22 protein-coding genes and 2 tRNA genes are annotated in these 22,059 nt (G+C 54.4%); 13 read left to right on the top strand and 11 right to left on the bottom strand.

The window, feature by feature from the left end; translation table 11 throughout:
- Nucleotides 1-21: 21 nt before the first annotated feature.
- From G0034_RS07795 to G0034_RS07785, 3 genes are read right to left on the bottom strand one after another with little or no spacing between them, the layout of a single operon-like run.
- Complete coding sequence (locus G0034_RS07795) at nucleotides 22-1,212, bottom strand: glycoside hydrolase family 88 protein (RefSeq protein ID WP_045134639.1); 1,191 nt, start codon at nucleotides 1,210-1,212, stop codon at nucleotides 22-24.
- Between the two features lie 13 nt (nucleotides 1,213-1,225).
- Nucleotides 1,226-2,506 (bottom strand): oligosaccharide MFS transporter, encoded by a 1,281-nt coding sequence (locus G0034_RS07790; protein ID WP_179120691.1) that lies wholly within the window; start codon nucleotides 2,504-2,506, stop codon nucleotides 1,226-1,228.
- Nucleotides 2,503-4,341 (bottom strand): DUF2264 domain-containing protein, encoded by a 1,839-nt coding sequence (locus G0034_RS07785; protein ID WP_063861061.1) that lies wholly within the window; start codon nucleotides 4,339-4,341, stop codon nucleotides 2,503-2,505. Before G0034_RS07785 ends, G0034_RS07790 begins: the two co-directional genes overlap by 4 nt.
- A gap of 228 nt (nucleotides 4,342-4,569) precedes the next feature.
- Between G0034_RS07785 and G0034_RS07780 the strand changes: the two genes are divergently transcribed.
- Entirely contained in the window at nucleotides 4,570-5,427 is an 858-nt protein-coding gene (locus G0034_RS07780; protein ID WP_032637038.1) for an AraC family transcriptional regulator, read from the top strand.
- Nucleotides 5,428-5,480: 53 nt separating this feature from the next.
- Here G0034_RS07780 and G0034_RS07775 read toward each other — a convergent pair.
- Nucleotides 5,481-5,568 (bottom strand) — tRNA-Ser (locus G0034_RS07775).
- Between the two features lie 278 nt (nucleotides 5,569-5,846).
- Here G0034_RS07775 and G0034_RS07770 point away from each other — a divergent pair.
- From G0034_RS07770 to G0034_RS07750, 5 genes are all read left to right on the top strand, one after another.
- The gene (locus tag G0034_RS07770) at nucleotides 5,847-6,983 is read left to right on the top strand and encodes a D-alanyl-lipoteichoic acid biosynthesis protein DltD (protein ID WP_063861063.1); all 1,137 of its coding nucleotides are present in this window, start codon (nucleotides 5,847-5,849) and stop codon (nucleotides 6,981-6,983) included.
- Between the two features lie 128 nt (nucleotides 6,984-7,111).
- Entirely contained in the window at nucleotides 7,112-8,230 is a 1,119-nt protein-coding gene (locus G0034_RS07765) for an MBOAT family O-acyltransferase (protein ID WP_179121314.1), read from the top strand.
- Nucleotides 8,227-9,660, top strand: coding sequence for an AMP-binding protein (locus G0034_RS07760; protein ID WP_176260492.1), 1,434 nt, complete (start codon nucleotides 8,227-8,229; stop codon nucleotides 9,658-9,660). The genes G0034_RS07765 and G0034_RS07760 overlap by 4 nt, the downstream gene beginning before the upstream one ends.
- Nucleotides 9,661-9,676: 16 nt before the next feature.
- The gene (locus G0034_RS07755) at nucleotides 9,677-9,895 is read left to right on the top strand and encodes an acyl carrier protein (protein ID WP_023332630.1); all 219 of its coding nucleotides are present in this window, start codon (nucleotides 9,677-9,679) and stop codon (nucleotides 9,893-9,895) included.
- 154 nt (nucleotides 9,896-10,049) lie between these two features.
- A complete protein-coding gene (locus G0034_RS07750; RefSeq protein ID WP_023332629.1) occupies nucleotides 10,050-10,886 on the top strand; it encodes an alpha/beta fold hydrolase in 837 nt (278 codons plus the stop codon).
- Nucleotides 10,887-10,952: 66 nt separating this feature from the next.
- Here G0034_RS07750 and G0034_RS07745 read toward each other — a convergent pair.
- Both G0034_RS07745 and G0034_RS07740 read right to left on the bottom strand, forming a co-directional pair.
- Nucleotides 10,953-11,040: transfer RNA gene (locus G0034_RS07745), tRNA-Ser, on the bottom strand.
- Between the two features lie 144 nt (nucleotides 11,041-11,184).
- Nucleotides 11,185-12,813, bottom strand: a complete 1,629-nt coding sequence (locus G0034_RS07740) for an ABC transporter substrate-binding protein (protein ID WP_023338218.1) — start codon at nucleotides 12,811-12,813, stop codon at nucleotides 11,185-11,187.
- Between the two features lie 269 nt (nucleotides 12,814-13,082).
- On the opposite strand from G0034_RS07740, the gene yccA reads away from it, so the two are divergent.
- Nucleotides 13,083-13,742, top strand: coding sequence for an FtsH protease modulator YccA (gene yccA, locus G0034_RS07735; RefSeq protein WP_013097244.1), 660 nt, complete (start codon nucleotides 13,083-13,085; stop codon nucleotides 13,740-13,742).
- A gap of 87 nt (nucleotides 13,743-13,829) precedes the next feature.
- Nucleotides 13,830-14,159, top strand: coding sequence for a sulfurtransferase TusE (tusE, locus tag G0034_RS07730; protein WP_014883264.1), 330 nt, complete (start codon nucleotides 13,830-13,832; stop codon nucleotides 14,157-14,159).
- On the opposite strand, the gene yccX is transcribed toward tusE, so the two are convergent.
- The 3 genes from yccX to G0034_RS07715 form a co-directional block, all read right to left on the bottom strand.
- Entirely contained in the window at nucleotides 14,156-14,437 is a 282-nt protein-coding gene (yccX, locus tag G0034_RS07725; RefSeq protein WP_045269356.1) for an acylphosphatase, read from the bottom strand. The genes tusE and yccX overlap by 4 nt on opposite strands.
- Before the next feature lie 11 nt (nucleotides 14,438-14,448).
- Nucleotides 14,449-15,177: an AraC family transcriptional regulator gene (locus G0034_RS07720; RefSeq protein ID WP_228037255.1), complete on the bottom strand. Its 729-nt coding sequence runs from the start codon at nucleotides 15,175-15,177 to the stop codon at nucleotides 14,449-14,451.
- Between the two features lie 70 nt (nucleotides 15,178-15,247).
- Nucleotides 15,248-15,805, bottom strand: coding sequence for a kinase inhibitor (locus G0034_RS07715; RefSeq protein WP_014883261.1), 558 nt, complete (start codon nucleotides 15,803-15,805; stop codon nucleotides 15,248-15,250).
- Between the two features lie 174 nt (nucleotides 15,806-15,979).
- Between G0034_RS07715 and rlmI the strand changes: the two genes are divergently transcribed.
- Together rlmI and hspQ are read left to right on the top strand one after the other, a co-directional pair.
- Nucleotides 15,980-17,170 carry a 23S rRNA (cytosine(1962)-C(5))-methyltransferase RlmI gene (rlmI, locus tag G0034_RS07710; RefSeq protein WP_045134648.1) on the top strand — a complete coding sequence of 397 codons (1,191 nt, stop codon included), beginning with the start codon at nucleotides 15,980-15,982 and terminating at the stop codon, nucleotides 17,168-17,170.
- 60 nt (nucleotides 17,171-17,230) lie between these two features.
- Nucleotides 17,231-17,548 (top strand): heat shock protein HspQ, encoded by a 318-nt coding sequence (gene hspQ / locus G0034_RS07705; RefSeq protein ID WP_008499919.1) that lies wholly within the window; start codon nucleotides 17,231-17,233, stop codon nucleotides 17,546-17,548.
- A 36-nt stretch (nucleotides 17,549-17,584) separates the two neighbouring features.
- Here hspQ and G0034_RS07700 read toward each other — a convergent pair whose 3' ends face one another.
- On the bottom strand, nucleotides 17,585-17,998 hold the full coding sequence (locus tag G0034_RS07700) for a CoA-binding protein (RefSeq protein ID WP_179120690.1): 414 nt from the start codon (nucleotides 17,996-17,998) through the stop codon (nucleotides 17,585-17,587).
- 173 nt (nucleotides 17,999-18,171) lie between these two features.
- On the opposite strand from G0034_RS07700, the gene csgI reads away from it, so the two are divergent.
- Nucleotides 18,172-18,834, top strand: coding sequence for a curli synthesis inhibitor (gene csgI / locus G0034_RS07695; protein WP_023332617.1), 663 nt, complete (start codon nucleotides 18,172-18,174; stop codon nucleotides 18,832-18,834).
- 80 nt (nucleotides 18,835-18,914) lie between these two features.
- Nucleotides 18,915-19,373 carry a methylglyoxal synthase gene (gene mgsA / locus G0034_RS07690; protein ID WP_008499922.1) on the top strand — a complete coding sequence of 153 codons (459 nt, stop codon included), beginning with the start codon at nucleotides 18,915-18,917 and terminating at the stop codon, nucleotides 19,371-19,373.
- Between the two features lie 58 nt (nucleotides 19,374-19,431).
- Here mgsA and helD read toward each other — a convergent pair whose 3' ends face one another.
- Complete coding sequence (gene helD, locus G0034_RS07685) at nucleotides 19,432-21,486, bottom strand: DNA helicase IV (RefSeq protein ID WP_179120689.1); 2,055 nt, start codon at nucleotides 21,484-21,486, stop codon at nucleotides 19,432-19,434.
- A 123-nt stretch (nucleotides 21,487-21,609) separates the two neighbouring features.
- Here helD and G0034_RS07680 point away from each other — a divergent pair, with 123 nt between their 5' ends.
- Nucleotides 21,610-22,056: a YccF domain-containing protein gene (locus G0034_RS07680; RefSeq protein WP_014883256.1), complete on the top strand. Its 447-nt coding sequence runs from the start codon at nucleotides 21,610-21,612 to the stop codon at nucleotides 22,054-22,056.
- Nucleotides 22,057-22,059: the final 3 nt, after the last annotated feature.

Raw genomic sequence — 22,059 nt, 5'->3', positions numbered from 1 at the left:
TTGCTCTCCATGGCTTCAGGGTTACCAGTACGGGTGCCAAATCTGTCGCAGCCGCGCCAGCAGCTCAAGATAGAAATAGTCTCCCCAGCTACAGCACTGATCGACCCCCTTGCCGCTGCCCATATGATAAACCGAGTGTTGCAGCAGCCCTTCGGTCGGATCGTCGTCGTGGGCAAGGTAGTTATCGGTCAGCGACAGCGCAATACGCAGCGCCATCTCTTCGTAATGCGCACGGTTTGCGTCGAGCGTCGGCAGCGCCTTGACCAGCTCCAGCAGACCGCAAGCGGCAATCGCCGCCGCTGAACTGTCGCGCACGGCGTCGGTGCCGAGCAGCGCCAGATCCCAGTGGCACACATCATCTTCCGGCAAACGGTTGAGGAAGTAATGTGCCAGGCTGCGTGACAGCTCAACCATCTGCTTATCGCCAGTGTGCTGATAGCTGAGCAGGAAGCCGTAAATGCCCCATGCCTGCCCGCGCGACCAGCACGAGGTGTCGCTGTAGCCCTGATGGGTATTACCAAAGCGCGGCTCACCCGTCTGGACATCCATATAGTATGTGTGATACGTCGAGGCATCTTCCCGCACGATATAGTTCGCAGCCTGTCCGGCGTGAGCCGTCGCCGCTTGTGCATAGCGCGGATCCCCGGTCTGTTCGCTGGCCCAGTACAGCAGCGGCAGGTTCATGTTGCAGTCGATGATCATTCGCCCCTGCTGCTCCGGGTCGTTTAAATCACCCCATGCCTGGATAATCCTGGCCGTTGGGTTAAAACGCTCCATCAGGCGCTCGGCTGCCAGCAGCGCCGACCGGCGAGCGGCTTCGTTGCCGGTGAGGCGCCAGGCGCTGATGCAGGAGAGCGAATAGAGAAAACCAAGATCGTGCGTTGCCGTGTCGATACGCTGCTCAATACGCCGGGCGAACGACGGTAAATAGCGCTCGGCGGCGTCGCGATAATGCGCTTTGCCCGTCATCTCCCACGCCAGCCACAGCTGGCCTGGCCAAAAACTGGTGGTCCATTCCACGTTATCGGTGCGCGGCCAGACGCCCTTCTCACAGGCTTCGCCGGGGAATTTATCGCCGAAGGCAACAATATTTTTGTCGAGCTTGCGCGTTACGCGGGTTAACGCCGCTTCCAGCTTCTGGCTCAGGGCCAGGCGATCGACCTGATACAGTTCGATCGGCCGCAGCGCTTCGGTGATAACAGATTTGGTCATAACAACTCCTGAATTAATGTTTGGCCGGTTCAACCGGGGCGGAATCTAATGCCGGAGCAAAGGGGCGTGAGACATCGCACTTCGACTGGCAGCGCGACAGCGTAAAGGCGGAAATCAGCGTAAATATCAGGGCGCAGCAGCCCATCAGCAGATAGGTATGCTCAAAGCCTATCCTGTCGTACAGATAGCCAGCAGGTGGGGCGACCACAATCGACCCCACGTAAATCATCGCCTGGTAGCCCAGCAGGTACATCGTGGCGTTAACCCGACGATGGAAGTGTTCGGCGATGTATTTAAAGACCGAGATCAGCAGCAGTGCGATCTCGACGCCATAAAACGGTTTGATGATAGAGATCACTATCGGGTCACTGGTGAGTCCGGAGGCGATCAGCCGAGCCCCGACCACGCAGCCGCAGAACACCAGGCCGCGCTTGGCGCCGTAGTGATTCACCAGCCACGGGATACACATCATCATCAGGAATTCCATACCCGACTGGACGGTGCTCAGGTAGCCGTACCAGGCATTTCCCTGCTCTTTGGTGGCGAAGAATGATACGAAGTAGCGCGGGAATTGCTGTTCGGCGATAAACATCATCCACGCCACCCCGGCGACGTAGAGGCTGAACATCCAGAATTTGCGGTTTTTCAGGAGCATCAGCACATCGGCGAAGACAATCTTATTGGCGGAAATAACGCTGTTATTACGCAGCTGCTCATCGCCGATTTTGAGGCTAATCAGCACCAGCAGCATCAGTACCGAGGTACCGCTGCTGAGCAGAAAGTTGGCCAGCGGCGTGACGTTAAACAACAGCCCGGAGACCGAAGCCGCCATCGCCCAGCCCAGCGAACCCCACATTCTGATGCGGCCAAACTCCAGCCCGTACAGGCGGCTAAAGCGGTCAGCGTAAGATTCAGACGCCGCCACGCCAGCATACCAGCCCAGGCTCAGATACAGCGCGCCGATGATAATCCCGACCATCGCATGGCTTTCCAGCAGCGGCTGGTACACCAGCGCAAAAAACGGTGCCATCAGCGCAGAAATGGCGCAGACAAAATAGAGCAGCCACTTGCTCATGCCGATTTTGTCCATGATGTAGCCATACACCGGCTTCAGGACCACCGCAAAGACGCCATTGATGGCGAACACGCTACCGATAGTGATGCTATCGAGGCCCACTTTCTGGCTCAGCCACAAGGCGTACAGGCCAAAGCTGGATGACCAGGTGAAGAAGTAGAGAAAAATAAAGGTACTCATTTTGTACTGTGCGGCGCGTACGGACGATGATGTGCTCATAGCGATGTCTCCTGGGCCAGAACGAGCGTCGTTTCTTGTCGTGCCATCACGAAGCGTACCGCGTCATCGCTAATGAAGGCCTGCGGGCAGTGTTGCGGATCGAAGCCTGCGGCATTTCCCGCCCACACCGCGCTTATCAGCAAATGCGTGCCGGGATCGAGTTCACCGCGCAGCAGCGGCACTGCCGCGCGCTCGGCAAACAACAGATTACTGTTTGGCGGCGTCACCACCGTTTCGCCACGGCGGGCGTGCGGATGTAAACAGAAAATGGCTGAGGCATCCTGGGCATTGCGTAACCAGCAGGCGCTTTCCATCTCCTGCGCCTGCGGCTGTGGGCGGTTCGCGAGGCTAAAGCCCCCTTCCGCGCAATCCAGCGCGCGTTGAGTATTGATACGATGGACGCGCAGTTGCCAGTCGCCCAGCGCCAGCAGCCAGCTCTCAATCACCACGTCGCGCCACGGCAGCCAGCGGCTGTAAATGGTGCCGTCAGCGGTGACCACGTGCTGGCATTCACGGCGACCACGCCAGTAGTTATCTTTTTCGGCCAGCAGCAGCATCGAATCGGGTGCGGCATGGTTCAGGCCGTAGCGCCCGCGTTCGAGGGTGAAGCCAAAGCGGGTGGAATAGGCAAATTTGCAGTATTTCGCTTCGGTATTCACGAAGTTGTTCAGCTCCAGCTGGCCGGACGTCAGCATCCACAGGTGATCGGCCTGATGCACCACCACCTGATCCGCGTGGGCTATCGTGTGCTGCGCGGGCAATGGCGGCAGCGGCAGCTCGGCCGCCTGCCAGAAGGCGTCGCCCTCATCTAATGCCAGTACCAGCAGGGTCTTCAGGCCCCAGTACGGTGAACCCGGCGCGTTGTAGTCTTCCGCCATCACCAGATTCGGGTAGCTGTAGCCGACGCTCAGTATGCCGTCACGGTCGAATATCGGCTGCTTCAGCCACCAGCGCAGATGGCGCAGCACGATGCCCTTAATCACGCCCGGCGAAAAGACCTCCAGCCCGGCGAAAGCCGCCGCACTCCAGAACGCCGCCTCGGCAAAGCGGTAGGTCAGGCTACGGCCAAACGGGATCGCCGCGCCGTCTTCGGCAAAGAAATGAATGAAGTCAGAGGAGAAACGCGCGGCGCGATCGCGCAGGGTTGCGCACCGCGTTGGATCGACATCGGCCATTAGCTTCGCGTAAATCAGTCCATAGAAATGGAAGCCCATCGAGATGTAATAGTCGCGCGGCCGGCCCGGACCATCGGAGTACCAGCCATCGCCAAGATAGTAGTGCTCCATGGCAGCGAAGTGATTTTCCAGCGCCTGCGGATGGGTCGGCATGCCACAATAATGGAAGCCAACCTGCACCAGAATCGGAAAGAAGTGCCAGTTGTTATCGGGGATATCCTGGGTCTCGCACTGCTTTAGCCAGCGCCATAGATTCTCTTTCTCCGTCTCAGTGAAATGTGCCAGTACGGTTTCGCCCGCCAGCGCCAGCAGTAACCCGTAAGCCGCCATTTCGACGATTCGCTGATCGAAAGGACCGACATCGCCCCAGTAATCAGCATGCTGCGGATTGGTGCCGTTTTTTATCGCCTGTAAATAGAAAGAGAAGTGTTGCGGCTCGCTGCCGCCAGCCAACAATGGCGTGATGCCCCACAGCAGACGGGAAAAGGTTTCCATGCTCGCGACCTGCTGGCCGTAGTGAGCGGTAAAGTTCGCTAAATCAATACGGCTGGCGTCTTTTTTAAAATAAGGCGTCACCGCGTTCAGCATATCGTTAACCAGCCGCAGTACCTCATCACGGCTCGTCAGTGGGTTATCCAGATGAATATTTTCAGGTTGCACAGGGTCCTCCCGCATAACACGAGGGTAGAGATAAGTTATTGTTATTTGGCTTTTTAAAGCCACGAGTGCGACGTCTGAATGAAGAGTAACCGCTTTTATTCCCGGTGCTGAGTGAGCAGACTCACAAAATTAAACCGGCATTTCATTTTTTCTGGATTTTGTCGATCGAGAGAGGGATAAATTATAAATGATGGTCTAAAAATTTAAATCTGTTGTCCTGGAGGGAAAATGGGTGAAACGCAACTGCTGGAACGCATTACGCTCGATCGGCAGGCCATTTCATTTAACCGCATGTACACCACCAGCGCGGTTTACTACCACTGGCATCAGTGCGTTGAATTGCTCTATATTTCCAGCGGTTATGGCATCGTGGTGGTGGACAATCAGCACTACACCGCCCGTCCGGGGCGTTTATTTGTTTTCCCGCCCTTCCGTTTGCACAAAGTGCAGGTCGATCATAGCGATAAGAACCCCTACCACCGCACCACCATGCACATTGCGCAATCGGTCGTCGAAAGTGCGCTCAGCACCTTTCCGCGCCATCAGGCCCGCTTCGCCTCGCTGGCCGCCAGCAATCTCCCGGCACAAATTTACGATCTCAGCACGCACGCGGCGTTTATTGAGAGAATACTTGAACAGTTTCAGCGCCTGGAGGACAACGCGCAGACCGAGGCCTGCGAGGTGGCATTTCTGGTGATGCAGTTGATGACATGTCTGCCCGAGCAGCCGCAGCCCTACCCGCCGCGCCAGCAGACCGTCGCCTCGCGGATAATGAGCTGGGTCGAAGCCCACTATGCCAGCAAGTTTTCGCTCGATCGGTTAGCGCACGACCTGGGGCTCTCGCGAAGCTATACCTCACGCATTTTCCGCCAGCAGACCGGCGGTAGCATCCACGAATATTTGCTGACCCGGCGGATTAAAAGCAGCTGCGATCTGTTACGGTACAGCGATGAGCCTGTTGACGCCATTGCACTGGCAGTGGGGTTTAGCGAGGTGACCTATTTCATTACCTGCTTTAAAAAGATGATGCGTCAGACGCCGCTGCAGTATCGACGGAGTAACTCCGGCACCAGAATTCCCGGTTAAGGCGGTTTTAACAAACAAAAACCCAGGTCGCATAACGACCTGGGTTTCGAATTTGGCGGAAGCGTAGAGATTCGAACTCTAGAACCCTTTCGGGTCGCCGGTTTTCAAGACCGGTGCCTTCAACCGCTCGGCCACGCTTCCAAAGTGAGGCGCACTATAAACATCTATTAGCGCCTTGTAAAGCAGGAATTTTTCTATTTCTACGCCCTGGCGTTTAACTGCGCAAAAAATCGCTCATTCCCCGATCCCCGCGTCGCTCTCTCCCACTTGTACATACCGTTACACGGCAACGCTCATCCTTCTAAATCGCTCTGGTATAGAATGCCCCAAAATAGACGGCCATTTGTTGTGTAATTGTTATAAAGCCGGTTATCAACGGATTTTAGAAAATTGCCGCCATGTAGTCTTACTGGTTAATGATGAAAATCAAAAATACGTTTTGCTTACATATCCTGATGGCAGCCCTGGCCATTTTATTCCTCAGCATTCATCCGCTGGTGACCAGCTTTGATCCGCCGCTTAAATTCCAGCCGCTGATCAAATCCATGGCGGGCACACCGAAAGAACAAGCGGAAAAAATTGCCACCATTTCCCATGCCCTGGAGGGGAATGCCATTTTCTTCATTGGTGCCTCTGAAGTTGCCACCTCCGAAGATGAACATTACGCGGTCTATCATTATTTTAATCAGCAATTACACCAACCCGTCGTGGCGTATGGCGATGCGTTTGTCGATGATGAAACACAATTTTTACTGTTTTCACGTTTTAAAAATAGCCTTAACGCAAACAGTAAAGTGGTTTTATTGTTGGCACCTGACAGCTTTTACTCAAAAGGTCTGCCACCCGCTATCTATGCGGATAATTTTCCGGGCTCTGTTTTTGATCCCCTGATGAAGGATCCGCAGGCACGTCCGATCCTCGTGAATTATTTAAAACATATTGATGCTAAAGAGATAAGCCATTTAACCTTTGGGCAAATGCGTGTCTTCGGCTGGCACCCCGATCTGATTTGGGATGAGATCGGTTTCCAGTTCGCTAATTTTTGTACCCTGATAAAAAACGACTGGCTGTCGCTGCTCAATATCAGGCCTGAGACGGCGCAACCCTGGCCGCAACAGCCAACCACCCACATGACTCCGGACTGGAATAAAGAGCTGGCGAATGCCCGTGAATTAAATAAAGTTCGCCAGCAAAGCGCGGCGACCCTGTGGATGGACAAAACGATTTACGAAGAGGACGGTAAGCCGCAGCAGTGGGATGACACGCCGGTGGTGCCCGGCCAATTCGCTGCGTTCAGGAAAACCGTCCAGCTGCTGAAGGCACATAACGTGCAGGTCATTGCTATCGTCGACCCGGTTAACCCGTGGGCGCTTTACCATACCGACACTTTCCGCCCGTACGATAAGCAAATTCAATCCATTCTGAAAGAGAACCAGATCCCTTATTTAGATATGTACGCTATGCCTTATCAGAATGGCTGGAACTGGGACCGACTGCACCCGACTGAACTGGCCTGGGTGCCTATGCTTCGCTTTATTGCACAGAGTTTTAAATAATGAAAATCGCGATCCGTCTGTTTTTCCTTTATCTCCTGCTTGGGATCACCATCGTCGCGTGGACCGCTGTCGATGACAGCATGAGTATGCAACTGCATTTTGAATATCAGAAATTCTGAGGCCGAATGATGTACAGCTCAGGACTGTTTTTTGTCTGTTTATTTTCATCGGCACTGGTATTTGCGCTGATTAATCGCCTGCTGCGCCATCGCCTGACCTGGTTATCGTCCTTGGCCGTCCTGACAACATTGGGCTGGGGCTATATTTTTCAGGGCGATTATCGTATTCCGGCGATCGTATTTGGCTGTTTTTATCTTTTCGCCGCGTTAAAAGAAAAAGGATGGTTAAAAACCTGGCAGGCGATCGTGTTAACGCTGCTGCCCCTGTTTTTGGTGAAATTACATTTTAATCACCATCTCGGCATGATCGGTCTCTCTTTTATGACCTTTCGCGCGGTGGATGTGCTGTTGTATCGCAGTAAAAAAGAGGGCCAGAATATTCTGCACTATTTCTGCTACCTCTTTATGCCCTTTATTATTCTGGCCGGGCCGATGTACCGCTGGCGGACATGGATGAGCGATGTGAATAAACCCGCATTCACCCTTAACCGTGAACAATGTTTAACAGCGTTAGAGCAGATCGTCACCGGTATCATCCAGAAGTTCCTGTTTGCCATGCTGATCGATTCGCTTGTGGTGCAGCCCTGGAGCCATAAGCCGTTTTCGCTGACCGTCGGCGTGGTGATGTCGATTGCTTACAGCGCCTATCTGTACTTTGATTTTGCGGGTTACAGCAATATGGCCATCGGTGCCGGGCGCTTATTCGGGCTGAATATTCCGGCAAACTTCAATATGCCGTTGCTTGCAAAGAACCCTCAGGACTTCTGGCGGCGCTTCCACATCAGCCTGTCTGAATGGCTGCGCGATGTGGTGTTTATGCCCGTCTATATGAACCTGATGAAGTTCAACTTTTTCCGTCAGAACAAAACGCTGGCGCAAAATATCGGTATTTTTTGCACCCTGTTCTGCATGGGGGCATGGAATGGCCTGGAACGCCATTATGTCATCAGCGGCGCGCTGTTTGGCGCCATTTCTGTCGCACACAACATGCTGCTGTGGTCAGCCAAACGCAGCCCGGCATTACACCGCGGTTTGCAGTATCCGGCAGTGGCGTTTTTGGGGCGAATTCTGACGCTGGGCAGCGCCGCAGGATCCCTTTACATCTTTAGTGGAATGTCTCCTCTATGAAAAATCACACCGATCTGCAGGAACTGCAGGATTTCTTACGTGCGGCATTGCGCGATCCCGCCTCCCCGCAGCAGCTGGCCATAACTGGTAGCGACGAAACCCTCAGCTGGCTACAGCTTTCCGCCGCCGTGATGGACTGGGCGGAACGCTATCAACGCTGCAAGCCTATCGAAGGCACACCGGTCGTATTATATGGTCATCAGCAGGCCGAGTTCGCCGTGGCGATTTATAGCTGCCTGTTGCACAACATTCCGTACATCCCGGTGGATTGCATCTACCCGCAGGAGCGGCTCCGGGAGATTTGTAGCCTGGCCAGTGTCCCTTACTATTACGACGTGGCAACCCGGCAGTTTATTGCCACCGGTGAAGCGGGCAAGGTCCTGGAAGAGCAGGATCTCGCCTATATCATGTTTACCTCAGGCAGCACCGGCAAACCGAAAGGCGTGCAGATTGGACGCGAGAGCGTCTGGCACTTCATGAAATGGGTCAGCCGGGACTTTTCCCTGCCGGCAAAACCGGTGCTGATGAACCACGCGGTGTTCAGCTTTGACCTCTCCCTGATCCCTTTGCTGGCGAACCTGGCGATGGGCGGACACATCGTGCTCAACGCCAAAGAGGCTATTCAGAAAGAGAACTGGCTGGCGCGACTCAAAAGCAACGCGGTCTCCGCCTGGGTCTCCACGCCCTCTTTTGCCTACCAGCAGCTGCTGTCCCCGCAGTTTAACAGCGAGTATTTGCCTGAACTCGGCGTCTTTATCTTCATTGGTGAAGTGCTCAATAAAGCGCTGGTTAAACAGCTGCGCCGCCGTTTCCCGCAGGCCAAAATCATCAACTCCTATGGCCCAACGGAAGCGACCATTGCGACGACGGTGGTTGAAATTACGGATGAGATCCTCAACCAGGACAGCGCCGTGCTGCCGGTGGGGGTCATGATGCCGGAGAGCAGAATGGACATTTCCGCCGAGGGCGAGCTGATTATCTGGGGTAAAAACGTCATGCGCGGCTACCTCGGCCTGCCGCAGGAGAACGCGGCAAAATTACTGCATCGGGAAGATGACGCGTGTCGCGGCTACCGGACCGGCGATCTGGGTTACGAAGCGGGGATGATCTATTGCCAGGGTCGCAACGATAGTCAGGTCAAACTGAATGGCTACCGTATTGAAATCAACGAGATCGAAAACCGTCTGCTGGCCATGTCAGGCATTAATGAAGCGGTAGTGATGCCGCTGATGAAACCCTGCGGCAGCGTGCTGCGTATTGCCGCGTTCTGCGTGACGGAAATGGCACCGGACACGATCAAAACCTCGCTGTCGAAAGTGGTTCCCCACTATATGGTGCCTTCACAAATTATCGTAAAAGACGCGTTGCCGCTGAACCCTAACGGCAAAATTGACCGCAAATTGCTGGACGCTTACGCCCGCACTCATTAATTATCCAGGAAACATAATGGAAAACGAAATTCTCGCCCTGTTCGAAAAAGTATTATCCCGTAAAGTGGGCTTTCACGATGAACTGATTGAATCTGATATTCTCGACTCTATTCTGGCAGTCGATATGGTGCTGGAAGTGCAGGACGTTTACGGCTGTATGATCCCGCCAACTGACGTAGCGACGGTGTTGAAGACCCCGGCAGATCTCGCCCGCTATATTGAAGAGAACCGCTAAGCCCCGCTGTATGACCCCGCCCTGGGGGCTCTGGCGCGCCGCACCAGAGCCCTGAATGCAAAATGAATACCTTTCACGGGAATGAAACCCACCGCTGATATGATTTCTCCTACACTTTAGGGGTCGTGTTGTTTTTAACAGAGGAGTCTGCGGTATGGCATTCGTAACAACGAAAGACGGCGTCAACATTTACTACAAAGACTGGGGTCCGAAAGAAGCTCAACCCATTGTTTTCCATCACGGCTGGCCATTGAGTGCCGATGACTGGGATAACCAGATGCTCTTCTTCCTTGCAGAGGGCTATCGCGTTATCGCTATCGATCGTCGTGGTCATGGACGTTCGGATCAGGTCAGTGAAGGTCACGATATGGATCATTATGCGGCCGACGCGTCGGCCGTGGTTGAAAGCCTGGATCTGCACAATGCCGTGCATGTCGGTCACTCTACCGGCGGCGGCCAGGTCGCCCGCTATGTAGCGAAATACGGCCAGCCGCAGGGGCGCGTCGCCAAAGCGGTGCTCGTCAGCGCCGTTCCCCCGCTGATGGTCAAAACAGAGGATAACCCCGGCGGGACACCCATCGAGGTGTTTGACGGCTTCCGTAGTGCGCTGGCAGCCAATCGCGCGCAGTTTTACCTCGACGTAGCCAGCGGCCCTTTTTACGGTTTTAACCGGGATGGCGCGGAGGTTTCACAGGGTACGATTCAGAACTGGTGGCGTCAGGGAATGATTGGCAGTGCCAAAGCGCACTATGAGGGGATTAAGGCGTTTTCAGAGACTGACCAGACGGAGGACTTAAAAGCCATCACGGTTCCCGTTCTGGTAATGCAGGGCGATGACGATCAGGTCGTACCGTATAAGAATGCCGCCCTTCTGCAGGACAAGCTGCTGGCGAACAGCGTGCTGAAAATTTATCCAGGCTTCCCGCACGGGATGCACACCACGCATGCGGAGACCATCAACGCGGACATTCTTGCGTTTATCCGTTCATAAACGTCAGGTTTTAAATTCACGCCAAAAGAAAAACCCCAGCTTAACGAGTAAGCTGGGGTTTATATCTGGCGGAAGCGCAGAGATTCGAACTCTGGAACCCTTTCGGGTCGCCGGTTTTCAAGACCGGTGCCTTCAACCGCTCGGCCACACTTCCTAAGTGAGGCGAACTATAAACACCTCACCGCGTGCTGTAAAGAGTGGCTGCAATCGTTCGCTGTAAAAATAGCCAAAACGCGTTTAATCGGTTGAACTGACGACATATCGGCGATTTTAACAGCATAACATTCAGCCCGCCCTCTTAATGCTTTTTGATGTACATGTCTTTTGTGAAATAGTACCCGAGCTTATCCGGTGTGAATCCCCCTACCCACGGTTTGACCAGGTGGGTACGAACGTAGTGATAAACCGGAATGGCTGGCACATCACGGCCAAGCAGATCCTCCGCCTGCTGGTAGAACTTACCCCGTTCCCCGGCTGTTTTCGCTTTCGCGGCGTTGATCAGGGCCTGGTCGTACTCCGGATTGCTGTACTGGCTGGTATTTTCGCTGTCGCCGGTACGGAAGTTGTTCAGGAAGGTTGCTGCATCGTCGTAGTCCGCAATCCATGCGTAACGCACCGCGTCAAAGTTGTGGGTGTGCATGGTATCCAGCATGGTTTTCCACTCCTGATTTTGCAGCTTCGCGTCCACGCCGAGGTTTTTCTTCCACATGGAGCTGGCAGCAATCGCGATGCGCTGGTGCGATTCAGAGGTGTTATAAAGCAGGTTGAAGCGCAGAGGATGGCTTTCGTTATACCCCGCTTCGCTGAGCAGTTTTTTCGCCTCCGCGATGCGCTTGTCCAGCGGCCAGCTGGCGTAATCCGGGTTCTGCAGCTTGACCCCACCGATGTCCGGCTGGCTAATCAGCCACGCCGGACGCTGCCCCTGCCCTAACACTTTCCCGGCAATGATGTCTTTATCCAGCGCCATATTCAGCGCCTTACGCACGCGCGCGTCGTTGAACGGCGGGCGCGTGGTGTTGAACTCGTAGTAATAGGTCGCGAGCTGCGGTGAAACGTCCAGCTCGCTGCCAAGGGTTTTCTTCAGCTGGGCAAACTGGTTAATGGGGACCGTGTAGACAATATCAATTTCACCCGCTTTATAGCGGTTCACATCTGAAGCTTCAGAGGTGATGGGTAAATACGTCACTTTGTTGATAACGGTATGCGCATTATCCCAGTACCGCGCGTTACGCTCCGCCACAATGCGTTCGTTGACCACCCACTGAGAAAGTTTATACGCCCCGCTGCTGACGAAATGCTCCGGCTTGGTCCACTTATCGCCGAAACGCCCAATCAGCACTTTGTCCACCGGTACCAGCGACGGGTGCGCCAGCATCGCAAGGAAAGCCGCGTTTGGCTGCGTGAGCGTCACTTCCAGGGTGGTATCGTTAATCGCTTTTACCCCCAGCGTATCGGGGGCTTTTTTCCCCTGGGCGATATCGGCCGCGTTGGCAATATGCATGTTGCCCGGATAGCTGGCATACGGTGACGCCGTTTTAGGATCGATCAGGCGCTGCCAGCTCCAGACCACATCTTCTGCGGTAATCGCTGTCCCGTCGCTCCAGGTGATGCCCGGCCGCAAATGGAACGTCCAGACGGTATTGTCTTTGTTCTCCCACTTTTCCGCCAGCCGGGGCTGAATTTCACCCGTCGGGGAGACACTCACCAGACCTTCGAATAAATCGCTGATAATATTGAATTCGACATCGCTTTCGACTTTATGCGGATCGAGCGAAGCCGGTTCACTGCCATTATTTCTGACCAGTTCCTGTTTCTCTGCCAGCGCGGTTCCTGCCGGGACGTTGGCCGCCCAGGATGCCGTACTGGCGCACAGGATCCCGGCGGTAAGTAAAGAGAGTGTAAAGCGCGTGCGTGTTTGTGGTTTCATGTCCTTCGCCTTATTGTCTGTTTTATGACGATCCGGAGATAACTCTTAGCGCCCTAAGGGTAATAACGCAATATTTTTCAGTAACCTATAAGAGGTTGATCTGGTAAATTTTCTCAAACCGCTGTTCATTCTGGTGAAATGCATTTCTGCAGAAGAAATAACCATCTCCTTCGCTAACGTGCTGAGTAAAGATGGGTAAAACCACTTTGAGACTGGCTCGCCGTTTCCTATTCTTTCCGCTAATTACATCTGTCATAAGAGAGTGACTCATGGATCGTATTATTACTTCTTCGCGCGACCGCACATCGCTACTCAGTACCCACAAGGTGCTGCGCAATACCTATTTCATGCTCAGCCTGACGCTGGCGTTTTCGGCGATCACTGCCACCGCCAGCACCGTGCTGATGCTGCCGTCTCCGGGGCTGATCCTGACGCTGGTGGGGATGTATGGGCTGATGTTCCTGACCTACAAAACCGCGGATAAACCGGTCGGTATTCTGTCCGCGTTCGCCTTCACCGGCTTCCTGGGCTATATCCTGGGGCCGATTCTGAACGCGTATCTGTCTGCCGGTATGGGCGACGTGATTGGCATGGCGCTGGGCGGTACCGCGCTGGTGTTCTTCTGCTGCTCGGCCTACGTGCTGACCACCCGTAAGGACATGTCCTTCCTCGGCGGTATGCTGATGGCGGGTATCGTGGTGGTGCTGATTGGTATGGTGGCTAACATCTTCCTGCAGCTGCCTGCTCTGCATCTGGCGATTAGCGCGGTGTTTATCCTGCTGTCATCTGGCGCGATCCTGTATGAAACCAGCAACATCATTCACGGCGGTGAGACGAACTACATTCGCGCCACCGTGAGCCTGTATGTATCGCTGTACAACATCTTCGTCAGCCTGCTGAGCATTCTGGGCTTCGCCAGCCGGGATTAATCCATAGCGCTGTGAACCGAGCCCCGCTTATGCGGGGCTTTGTTTTTTGCTACACTGCTGCGGTTTTTGACTGACGCGTGAATGACTATGTTGAGTTTTGAAGGCAAAGAGATCGAGACCGATAACGACGGTTATCTCAAAGAGAGTGGCCAGTGGAGTGAAGCGCTGGCAGAAGTGATTGCTGAGAAAGAGGGTATCACCCTCTCCCCCGAACACTGGGAAGTCGTGCGTTTTGTGCGCGAATTTTATCTCGAATTTAATACCTCTCCGGCGATCCGCATGCTGGTGAAAGCGATGGCCAATAAGTTTGGCGAAGAGAAAGGCAACAGCCGCTATCTGTATCGTCTGTTTCCGAAAGGCCCGGCAAAACAGGCCACCAAAATTGCTGGCCTGCCAAAGCCGGTGAAGTGCATTTAATAACGAATACTGAAGTTCTCGTATTCCCGGCCGGGTTGATGCGGTTCTGTTAGCACCCTGTCAACCCGCGCGCTGCGCGGGCCACCCGCTTTCAGCCACACCATCAGTTTTTCTACCTGCTCCGCGTCGCCACAGGCGACCACCTCAACGCTGCCGTCATCCATGTTTCGCGCATAGCCCGTGATCCCGAGCTGAAGAGCCTCACGCTGGGTGCTGTAGCGGAACCCGACGCCCTGAACGATGCCGTGAACCCAGGCAATAGTGCAAACTTTTGACATTTTTCTTCTCCTTAACGTAGCGTTTTCGGCAAACAGCCGTAGTGCTGCCGAAAACGGGCGGTGAAACGAGAACTGGAAAGATACCCACATTGTAATGCGATTTCGCCAATGGGTAATCGGGTCGATTGCAGCTGTGACAGCGCAACGGCCATTCTCACCTCTTCCACGATCTGGCGAAAACTCTGCGACTCTTCACGCAACTTTCTGCGCAGCGTCGGCACGCTTAAGGCCAGACGGCTTGCGATATCCTGCGCAGTCCAGGATCTGGCCGGCGATAGCATGATGAACTGTCGCACCTGCTCAGTCAGGTTACTGCTTCGCTCAATAAGCAGCGGACCTGCCACGCCTTCATGCAGCAATGCCAGCAAAAGACCGAAGGCCTGATGTTTTTGTAACGCCTCCGGTAAATCCTGACGCACGGCGTGCAGCAGGTTATCCCACATAAACGCCAGCCCTTCGCTCAACGGGACACAAAGGGAATGTAACGTCGTGCCCGGCCAGGATTTCAGGTAATGTGCTCTAAACTCGGCCAGGATCTCTGGCGACAACATCAGCAAGTCCGATCGAAACATGCCGTTCGCAGGCTGATTAATAATCTCCATTGACGTGTTGGCCGGGATAATAATCAGCGCATCCCTCGTTGCCACCAGGCGATTGTCATCCTGAACAATGACCTTACTGCCGTGAGTAATGTGACAAATGGCCGGAAAAAAAAGTTTAACCTGGTGCAGGCGATGCATTTTGCTGGCACTGACTTCGCCCGCCGTCAGCTGTTTATGTTGAAGGTAAAACTCCTGCACCGGGTCATCCTTATCTGCTGTACGTTGCGGTTAACTGCGTTTTTCCCAGAACGTGACTGTTTATCATATAACCGACCAGCGCGCCGCTGGCATTGTTATCAAGGGGCAGTGTGTCCACGTTCAGCGCCCAGACGGTAATCTGGTAACGGTGCGGTTTGTCTCCCTCAGGTGGACATGCGCCGCCAAATCCAGAATAACCGAAGTCATTACGCCCCTGCACCGCGCCAGCGGGTAATTTCTCACTCTTTGGGTTACCCGCGCCCGCAGGCAGTGCCATTGTTTTCGCAGGAATATTGGCGACTGTCCAGTGCCACCAGCCACTGCCGGTGGGGGCATCGGGGTCATATACCGTGATGGCAAAACTTTTCGTACCGGCTGGCGGATGTTTCCATGCAAGCTGCGGAGACTGATTATCACCGTGGCAGCCAAAACCGTTGAACACCTGCTGTTGCGCTAAACGGTGCTCCCCGGAGATATCCTGACTGGTGATACTGAAAGGCGTTGCCGCTAAAACCTGAAAACTTATCGCCGCCAGAGCGGTTGTTGCTATTACACTGCGCTTTTTCATGGGGGAGTCCTTTGCTGAACGGGAAGCCCCAATGTAAGGCACGCGGCCATACCGTAATGTGCTTAAGCGATTTGATTTTGTGCCGAAACGCTCAAAGGCATCCACAGATGATTGCGACTTGCTGAATGTGATAATCTACGCGCCATTTCCCTGAAATCGACAGAACAGCAAATTATGAGTGTACGTTTAGTGTTAGCCAAAGGGCGCGAGAAATCCTTACTGCGCCGTCATCCCTGGGTTTTTTCTGGCGCAGTTGCCCGCATGGAAGGCAAAGCCAGCCTCGGTGAAACCATTGATATCGTTGACCATCAGGGGAAATGGTTAGCGCGAGGCGCATACTCGCCTGCGTCCCAGATCCGCGCTCGCGTCTGGACCTTCGACAAAGATGAAACCATTGATATCGACTTCTTCATTCGCCGCCTGCAGCAGGCGCAGCAGTGGCGTGAGTGGCTGGCAAAGCGTGACGGTCTGGACAGCTATCGTCTGATCGCCGGTGAGTCCGACGGCCTGCCGGGTGTGACCATCGATCGCTTCGGCAACTTCCTGGTGCTGCAACTCCTGAGCGCCGGAGCGGAATACCAGCGTGCCGCGCTGATTAGCGCGCTGCAAACGCTGTTCCCGCAGTGTGCCATTTACGACCGCAGCGATGTGGCAGTGCGCAAAAAAGAGGGCATGGAGCTGACTCAGGGGCCAGTAACGGGCGAACTGCCGCCAGCCCTGCTGCCCATTGAAGAACATGGCATGAAGCTGCTGGTGGATATTCAGGGCGGTCACAAAACGGGCTATTACCTTGACCAGCGCGACAGCCGTCTGGCGACACGCCAGTACGTCGCCGACAAGCGCGTACTTAACTGCTTCTCCTATACCGGCGGTTTTGCCGTTTCGGCGCTGATGGGTGGCTGTGCGCAGGTCGTCAGCGTTGATACGTCACAGGAAGCGCTTGACGTGGCAAAACAAAACGTCGAGCTAAACAAGCTGGATTTGAGCAAAGCGGAGTTTGTACGCGACGACGTTTTCAAGCTGCTGCGTAAATATCGCGATCAGGGCGAGAAGTTCGACGTTATCGTGATGGATCCCCCTAAGTTTGTGGAGAATAAAAGCCAGCTGATGGGCGCCTGCCGCGGGTACAAAGATATCAACATGCTGGCCATCCAGCTGCTGAACCCGGGTGGCGTTCTGCTGACGTTCTCCTGCTCCGGTCTGATGACCACAGATTTATTTCAGAAAATCATCGCCGATGCCGCAATAGATGCTGGTCGTGATGTACAATTTATAGAGCAGTTCCGTCAGGCAGCCGATCATCCCGTGATTGCTACCTACCCGGAAGGGCTGTATCTGAAAGGGTTTGCCTGTCGCGTCATGTAACTTGAAAAGAGAAATATTGACCACACATAACGTGTAAGTCGTATTTCCCGGGAGGTGACTATGATTGCCAGCAAATTCGGTATCGGCCAGCAGGTCCGCCACACTTTGCTAGGGTATTTGGGTGTGGTCGTCGATATCGACCCGGAGTATTCCCTTGATGAACCGTCAGCAGACGAGCTGGCGGTTAACGCCGAGCTTCGCGCTGCGCCCTGGTACCATGTGGTGATGGAAGGTGACGACGGACAACCCGTTCATACCTACCTTGCCGAAGCGCAGCTGAGTAGTGAGTTGCAGGAAGAGCATCCGGAGCAACCTACGATGGATGAACTTGCTCAGACCATCCGTAAACAGCTACAGGCTCCGCGCCTGCGGAACTAAGCGTGTAAAAAAAGCCCGATAACGGGCTTTTTTTTATTATTTCGCCATCCCCAGACGGGGGATCTCAATCGCCGGGCATCGGTCCATGACCACCTTCAGACCCGCTTCACGCGCCAGCACGGCCGCCTGCTCGTTAATCACACCCAACTGCATCCACAGGGTTTTCGCCCCGACGGCAATAGCATCCTGCGCTACGCCCCATGCGGCCTCGGAATTACGGAAGACATCGACCATATCAATTTTTTCGGGTACGTCAGCGAGCGTCGCATACCCTTGCTGGCCCAGCAACGTTTTCCCCGCCACTTTTGGCGAGACCGGGATGACGTGATAACCCTGATCGAGAAGGTATTTCATCACCCGATAGCTGGGACGATCGGGTTTATCACTCGCGCCCACCAGCGCAATGGTCCGCGTGGATGTCAAAATCTCAGCAACATCATTCTCTTTCATGGTTTTTCTCCTGGCTTTTTTAAAAGTGTATGCCAAAGCGCACATCTCAACCATCCATCCCATACAGATGCATGAGGGCAAAACGGCAAAATATGTCTATATGTTAGTAAACGTGATTATCGAAAAATTTAGATACATTAATGCGGCGACAGTATGTCTGACGGGAGCCTCCTATGAAAACCGGTATTGCCACGGCTCTGATTGCGTTAGTGATGCCGGTTTGCGTATTTGCTACCACGCTTCGGCTCTCTGGCGACATTGATCTTCTGGTACTGGACGGAAAAAAAGTGTCCAGCTCATTATTACGCGGTGCTGACAGCATCGAATTAGATAACGGCCCCCATCAACTGGTCTTTCGGGTAGAAAAATCGATCGGCCTGGCTAACCATGAGCAACGACTGTACATCTCTCCGCCGCTGATTATCAGCTTTAATACCCGGCAAATCAGTCAGGTGAACATTACCCTGCCTCGCCTTGAAACAGAAAAGGAATCGGCGGCCTTTGACGCCTCGCCGCGCATTGAACTGCTGGACGGCGATGCGATGCCGATCCCGGTGAAGCTGGATATTCTGGCATTAACCACGTCCCCGAAAGGCCCGGATTACGAGGCGGCTACGCAGGTTTATAACAAAGCCGGTAAACGTGCCTCCCTTCCGCAGTTTGCCACCCTGATGGCCGACGACAGTACGCTGCTTTCCGGCGTATCGGAACTGGATGTTATCCCGCCTCAGTCCCAGACGCTGACGGAACAGCGCCTGAAATTCTGGTTCCAGCAGGCCGATCCCGACACGCGGGCCCGATTTTTACAGTGGGCAAAGCAACAACCTTCATCCTAAGCCACATTTTTTTCGCCTGACGCTTGCAGCGTCAGGCGCTTCCCGTCATCGTGTAGTCAGTTAACCTGATGGATATGATTATGGAACTGACAACACGCACGCTGCCTGAACGCAAACACATTGCACTGGTGGCGCACGATCACTGTAAACAAATGCTGCTTAACTGGGTGCGCCGCCATCAGTCTTTGCTGGAAAAGCATGCCCTTTCAGCGACCGGCACCACCGGAAACCTGATCCAGCGCGAAACGGGTCTGGAGGTCAATGCGATGCTGAGCGGCCCGATGGGCGGCGATCAGCAGGTCGGCGCGCAGATTTCCGAAGGGAAGATTGACGTGCTGATCTTCTTCTGGGATCCGCTGAACGCGGTTCCGCACGATCCCGATGTTAAAGCCCTGCTGCGTCTGGCGACGGTGTGGAATATTCCGGTGGCGACAAACCTCTCGACGGCGGATTTCATCATCGAATCACCGCAGTTCAATTCGCCAGTTGATATCCTGATTCCGGACTATCAGCGTTATCTTTCTGAGAGACTGAAGTAGCTTTTTTGCCGGGTGGCGGCTTCGCCTTACCCGGCCTACCCATCCTTGCCCGTCGTCGCTACGGCTTTCTCGCTACCGGCACATCAATACTCTTCAGAATATCGACAAACACGGATGGCTCCGCTTTATTGAACAGCAGCCAGACGCGGTGACGTGCGCGCGTCATTGCCACATAAAGCAAACGTCGCTCTTCGGCATCCGGGAAATCTTCCGGCACCGGCAGTAGGGCCTGTTCCATCACCGATTCACGGGCCGGAGCCGGGAAACCGTCGCTGCCCTCTTTCAGCCCCATCACAATCACATAATCGGCCTGCTGCCCTTTGCTGGCGTGAATGGTCATAAATTCAAGCTGCAGTTTCGGCCAGCGGGTAGCGGCTTTTTCCAGCGCTGCGGGTTTAAGGTGATGATAACGCGCCAGCACCAGGATACGCTCATCGGGCTTCGCATAGCCGCTGAGCTTGTCCAGCAGCGGTTCCAGCTGGTCATCCGCCAGCAGGGTGACGGCTTTTTTATCCCCAGGCCGCAGGCTGTTAAGCGGCTTGGTCAGCTGATGCGGGTTTTGCTGGATAAAACGGTTGGCGATTTCACCAATCCGGGAGTTGAAGCGATACGTGGTGTCCAGATCGCTGCGATCCCCTTCACCAAAATAGTGGTGGAACGCGGTCGTGAGTGAAAGCTGTGCGCCGCTGAAGCGATAGATAGCCTGCCAGTCATCCCCCACCGCAAACAGCGAGGTATGTTTATTTTGCGCCCGTAGCGCACAGAGCAGTGCTGCGCGCTGGGGTGAGATATCCTGAAACTCATCCACCAGAATATGTTTCCACGGACTGACAAAACGTCCTTTCTCAAGAATGACGATCGCCTGATGGATCAAACCGGAAAAATCGACGGCATTTTCCGCCTTCAACGCGGCTTTCCAGGCTTTTAAGAGCGGTGCCATCAGTTTGACCCGCTTCGAAAACAGATCGCGGATCCCCTCTGGCGCACCTTCAATCATTTCAGCCTGTGAGCCACCGTGCATCCGCATCAGGCTGACCCAACGGTCAAGACGCGATCCCAGCCGACGCGCCAGTTTATCATCCTGCCAGAAACTGCCTTCCGGCACTGCCCAGTTGAGCTCCTCTTCCAGCCACTGACGCCACCCTTTCGCCTGCGCTTTTTTCTCACTGCACTGCTGACGCCACGTTTTGATAAACAGCGCCTGGCGCGCCTGCGTGTCGTTTTCCAGTTTACTGACGGAAGGCACTTTTTTACTGCCCTGCTGAATGATATGCAGCGCAAGGGCATGGAAGGTTCTGGCAGTAATATCCCGGGTATGCAGACGCTGCTGAATGCGTTCGTCCATCTCCTCAGCAGCCTTACGGCCAAAAGCCAGCAGCAGAATCTGATCGGCAACCGCTTCGCCGGTCGCCAGAAGCCAGCCTGCACGCGCCACCAGTACCGACGTTTTGCCGCTTCCTGCCCCCGCAAGCACCAGCAGCGACTGCTCGCCATTGACCACCGCGCGAGCCTGCGCAGGGTTGAGCGGCGAAGATTCCACCGTACTGAAAAAGTCGGCGTACTGGGTCAGCATGGCATCTGTCCAGGCCTGGTTATGCGCCAGCCGACTCTTATCCCTATCGTTCAGCCAGGCCTGACACTGACGCCAGGCGTCGCGACAGTTGTCGAACTCATCAAGACGCGTTACGGCAATCGGCAGGGCCGAGAGAGCCTGGCGAATCTTTTGCTGCAGCCCGGCAGTCTGCTGGCGGGTCAACCACGTTTGTTGCGCGTTGCTCTGGGCGATCTCGTCCAGCACCTGGTGCAGAACCTGGGCGGCAATCACGCTCATGTCGTGACTCCACTGCTGCCAGCGGGCGTTCAGGTGGTGATGAAAACGCTGGGTTTCCGCCCACTCGGTGCCGTGAAGACGCACGACTTTATCGTCTGGCAGAACAAACTCCAGCTCACCCCATACCAGCCCACGCTTGCAGTGGATGGCCAGAAGCTGATTAAACGGAATAAGGTATTCGTGGCGTTCTCCGGAGACTTTCACCCCGGCGTTGAGCAAAACAACGCTGTCATAAGGGTGTTGCGCCAGGCGTTTGCCTAATGAAGTTGCTTTCAGTTCCATGTCCCGCCAAATCCACGAAGAGATAATTTACCTGACAGTTTAACTGCCAGTTTTAAGGTGCTCCAGCCTAAAAAAACGTTACAATCATTGGGCGTTAATTTTATCGAAAGGAAGTGAGGGTTTATGCGTACCGTTCTGAATGTGTTGAATTTTGTGCTGGGCGGTTTTGCCACCACCCTTTCCTGGCTTTTTGCCACACTGGTGAGCATCGTCCTGATTTTCACACTCCCCCTGACCCGCTCCTGCTGGGAAATCACCAAACTCTCGTTAATCCCCTACGGTAACGAAGCCATCCACGTTGACGAACTGAACCCGGAAAGTAAGAACGCCCTGATGAACACGGGTGGAACCCTGCTGAACATTCTGTGGCTGATTTTCTTTGGCTGGTGGCTATGCATCATGCATATTTTTGCCGGTATTGCACAGTGCATCTCAATTATTGGGATTCCGGTAGGGCTCGCAAACTTTAAGATCGCCGCCATCGCCCTTTGGCCCGTCGGGCGCAGAGTTGTTCCGGTTGAAGTGGCCCAGGCGGCGCGTGAAGCGAACGCACGCCGTCGTTTTCAGTAAATA

Origin of the sequence: Enterobacter sp. T2, from assembly GCF_010692925.1 — a bacterium.
In the GTDB taxonomy this organism is placed as follows: domain Bacteria; phylum Pseudomonadota; class Gammaproteobacteria; order Enterobacterales; family Enterobacteriaceae; genus Enterobacter; species Enterobacter kobei.
Note: the sequence above shows the minus strand (reverse complement) of the source record. Positions and strands in the feature narration are given on the sequence as shown.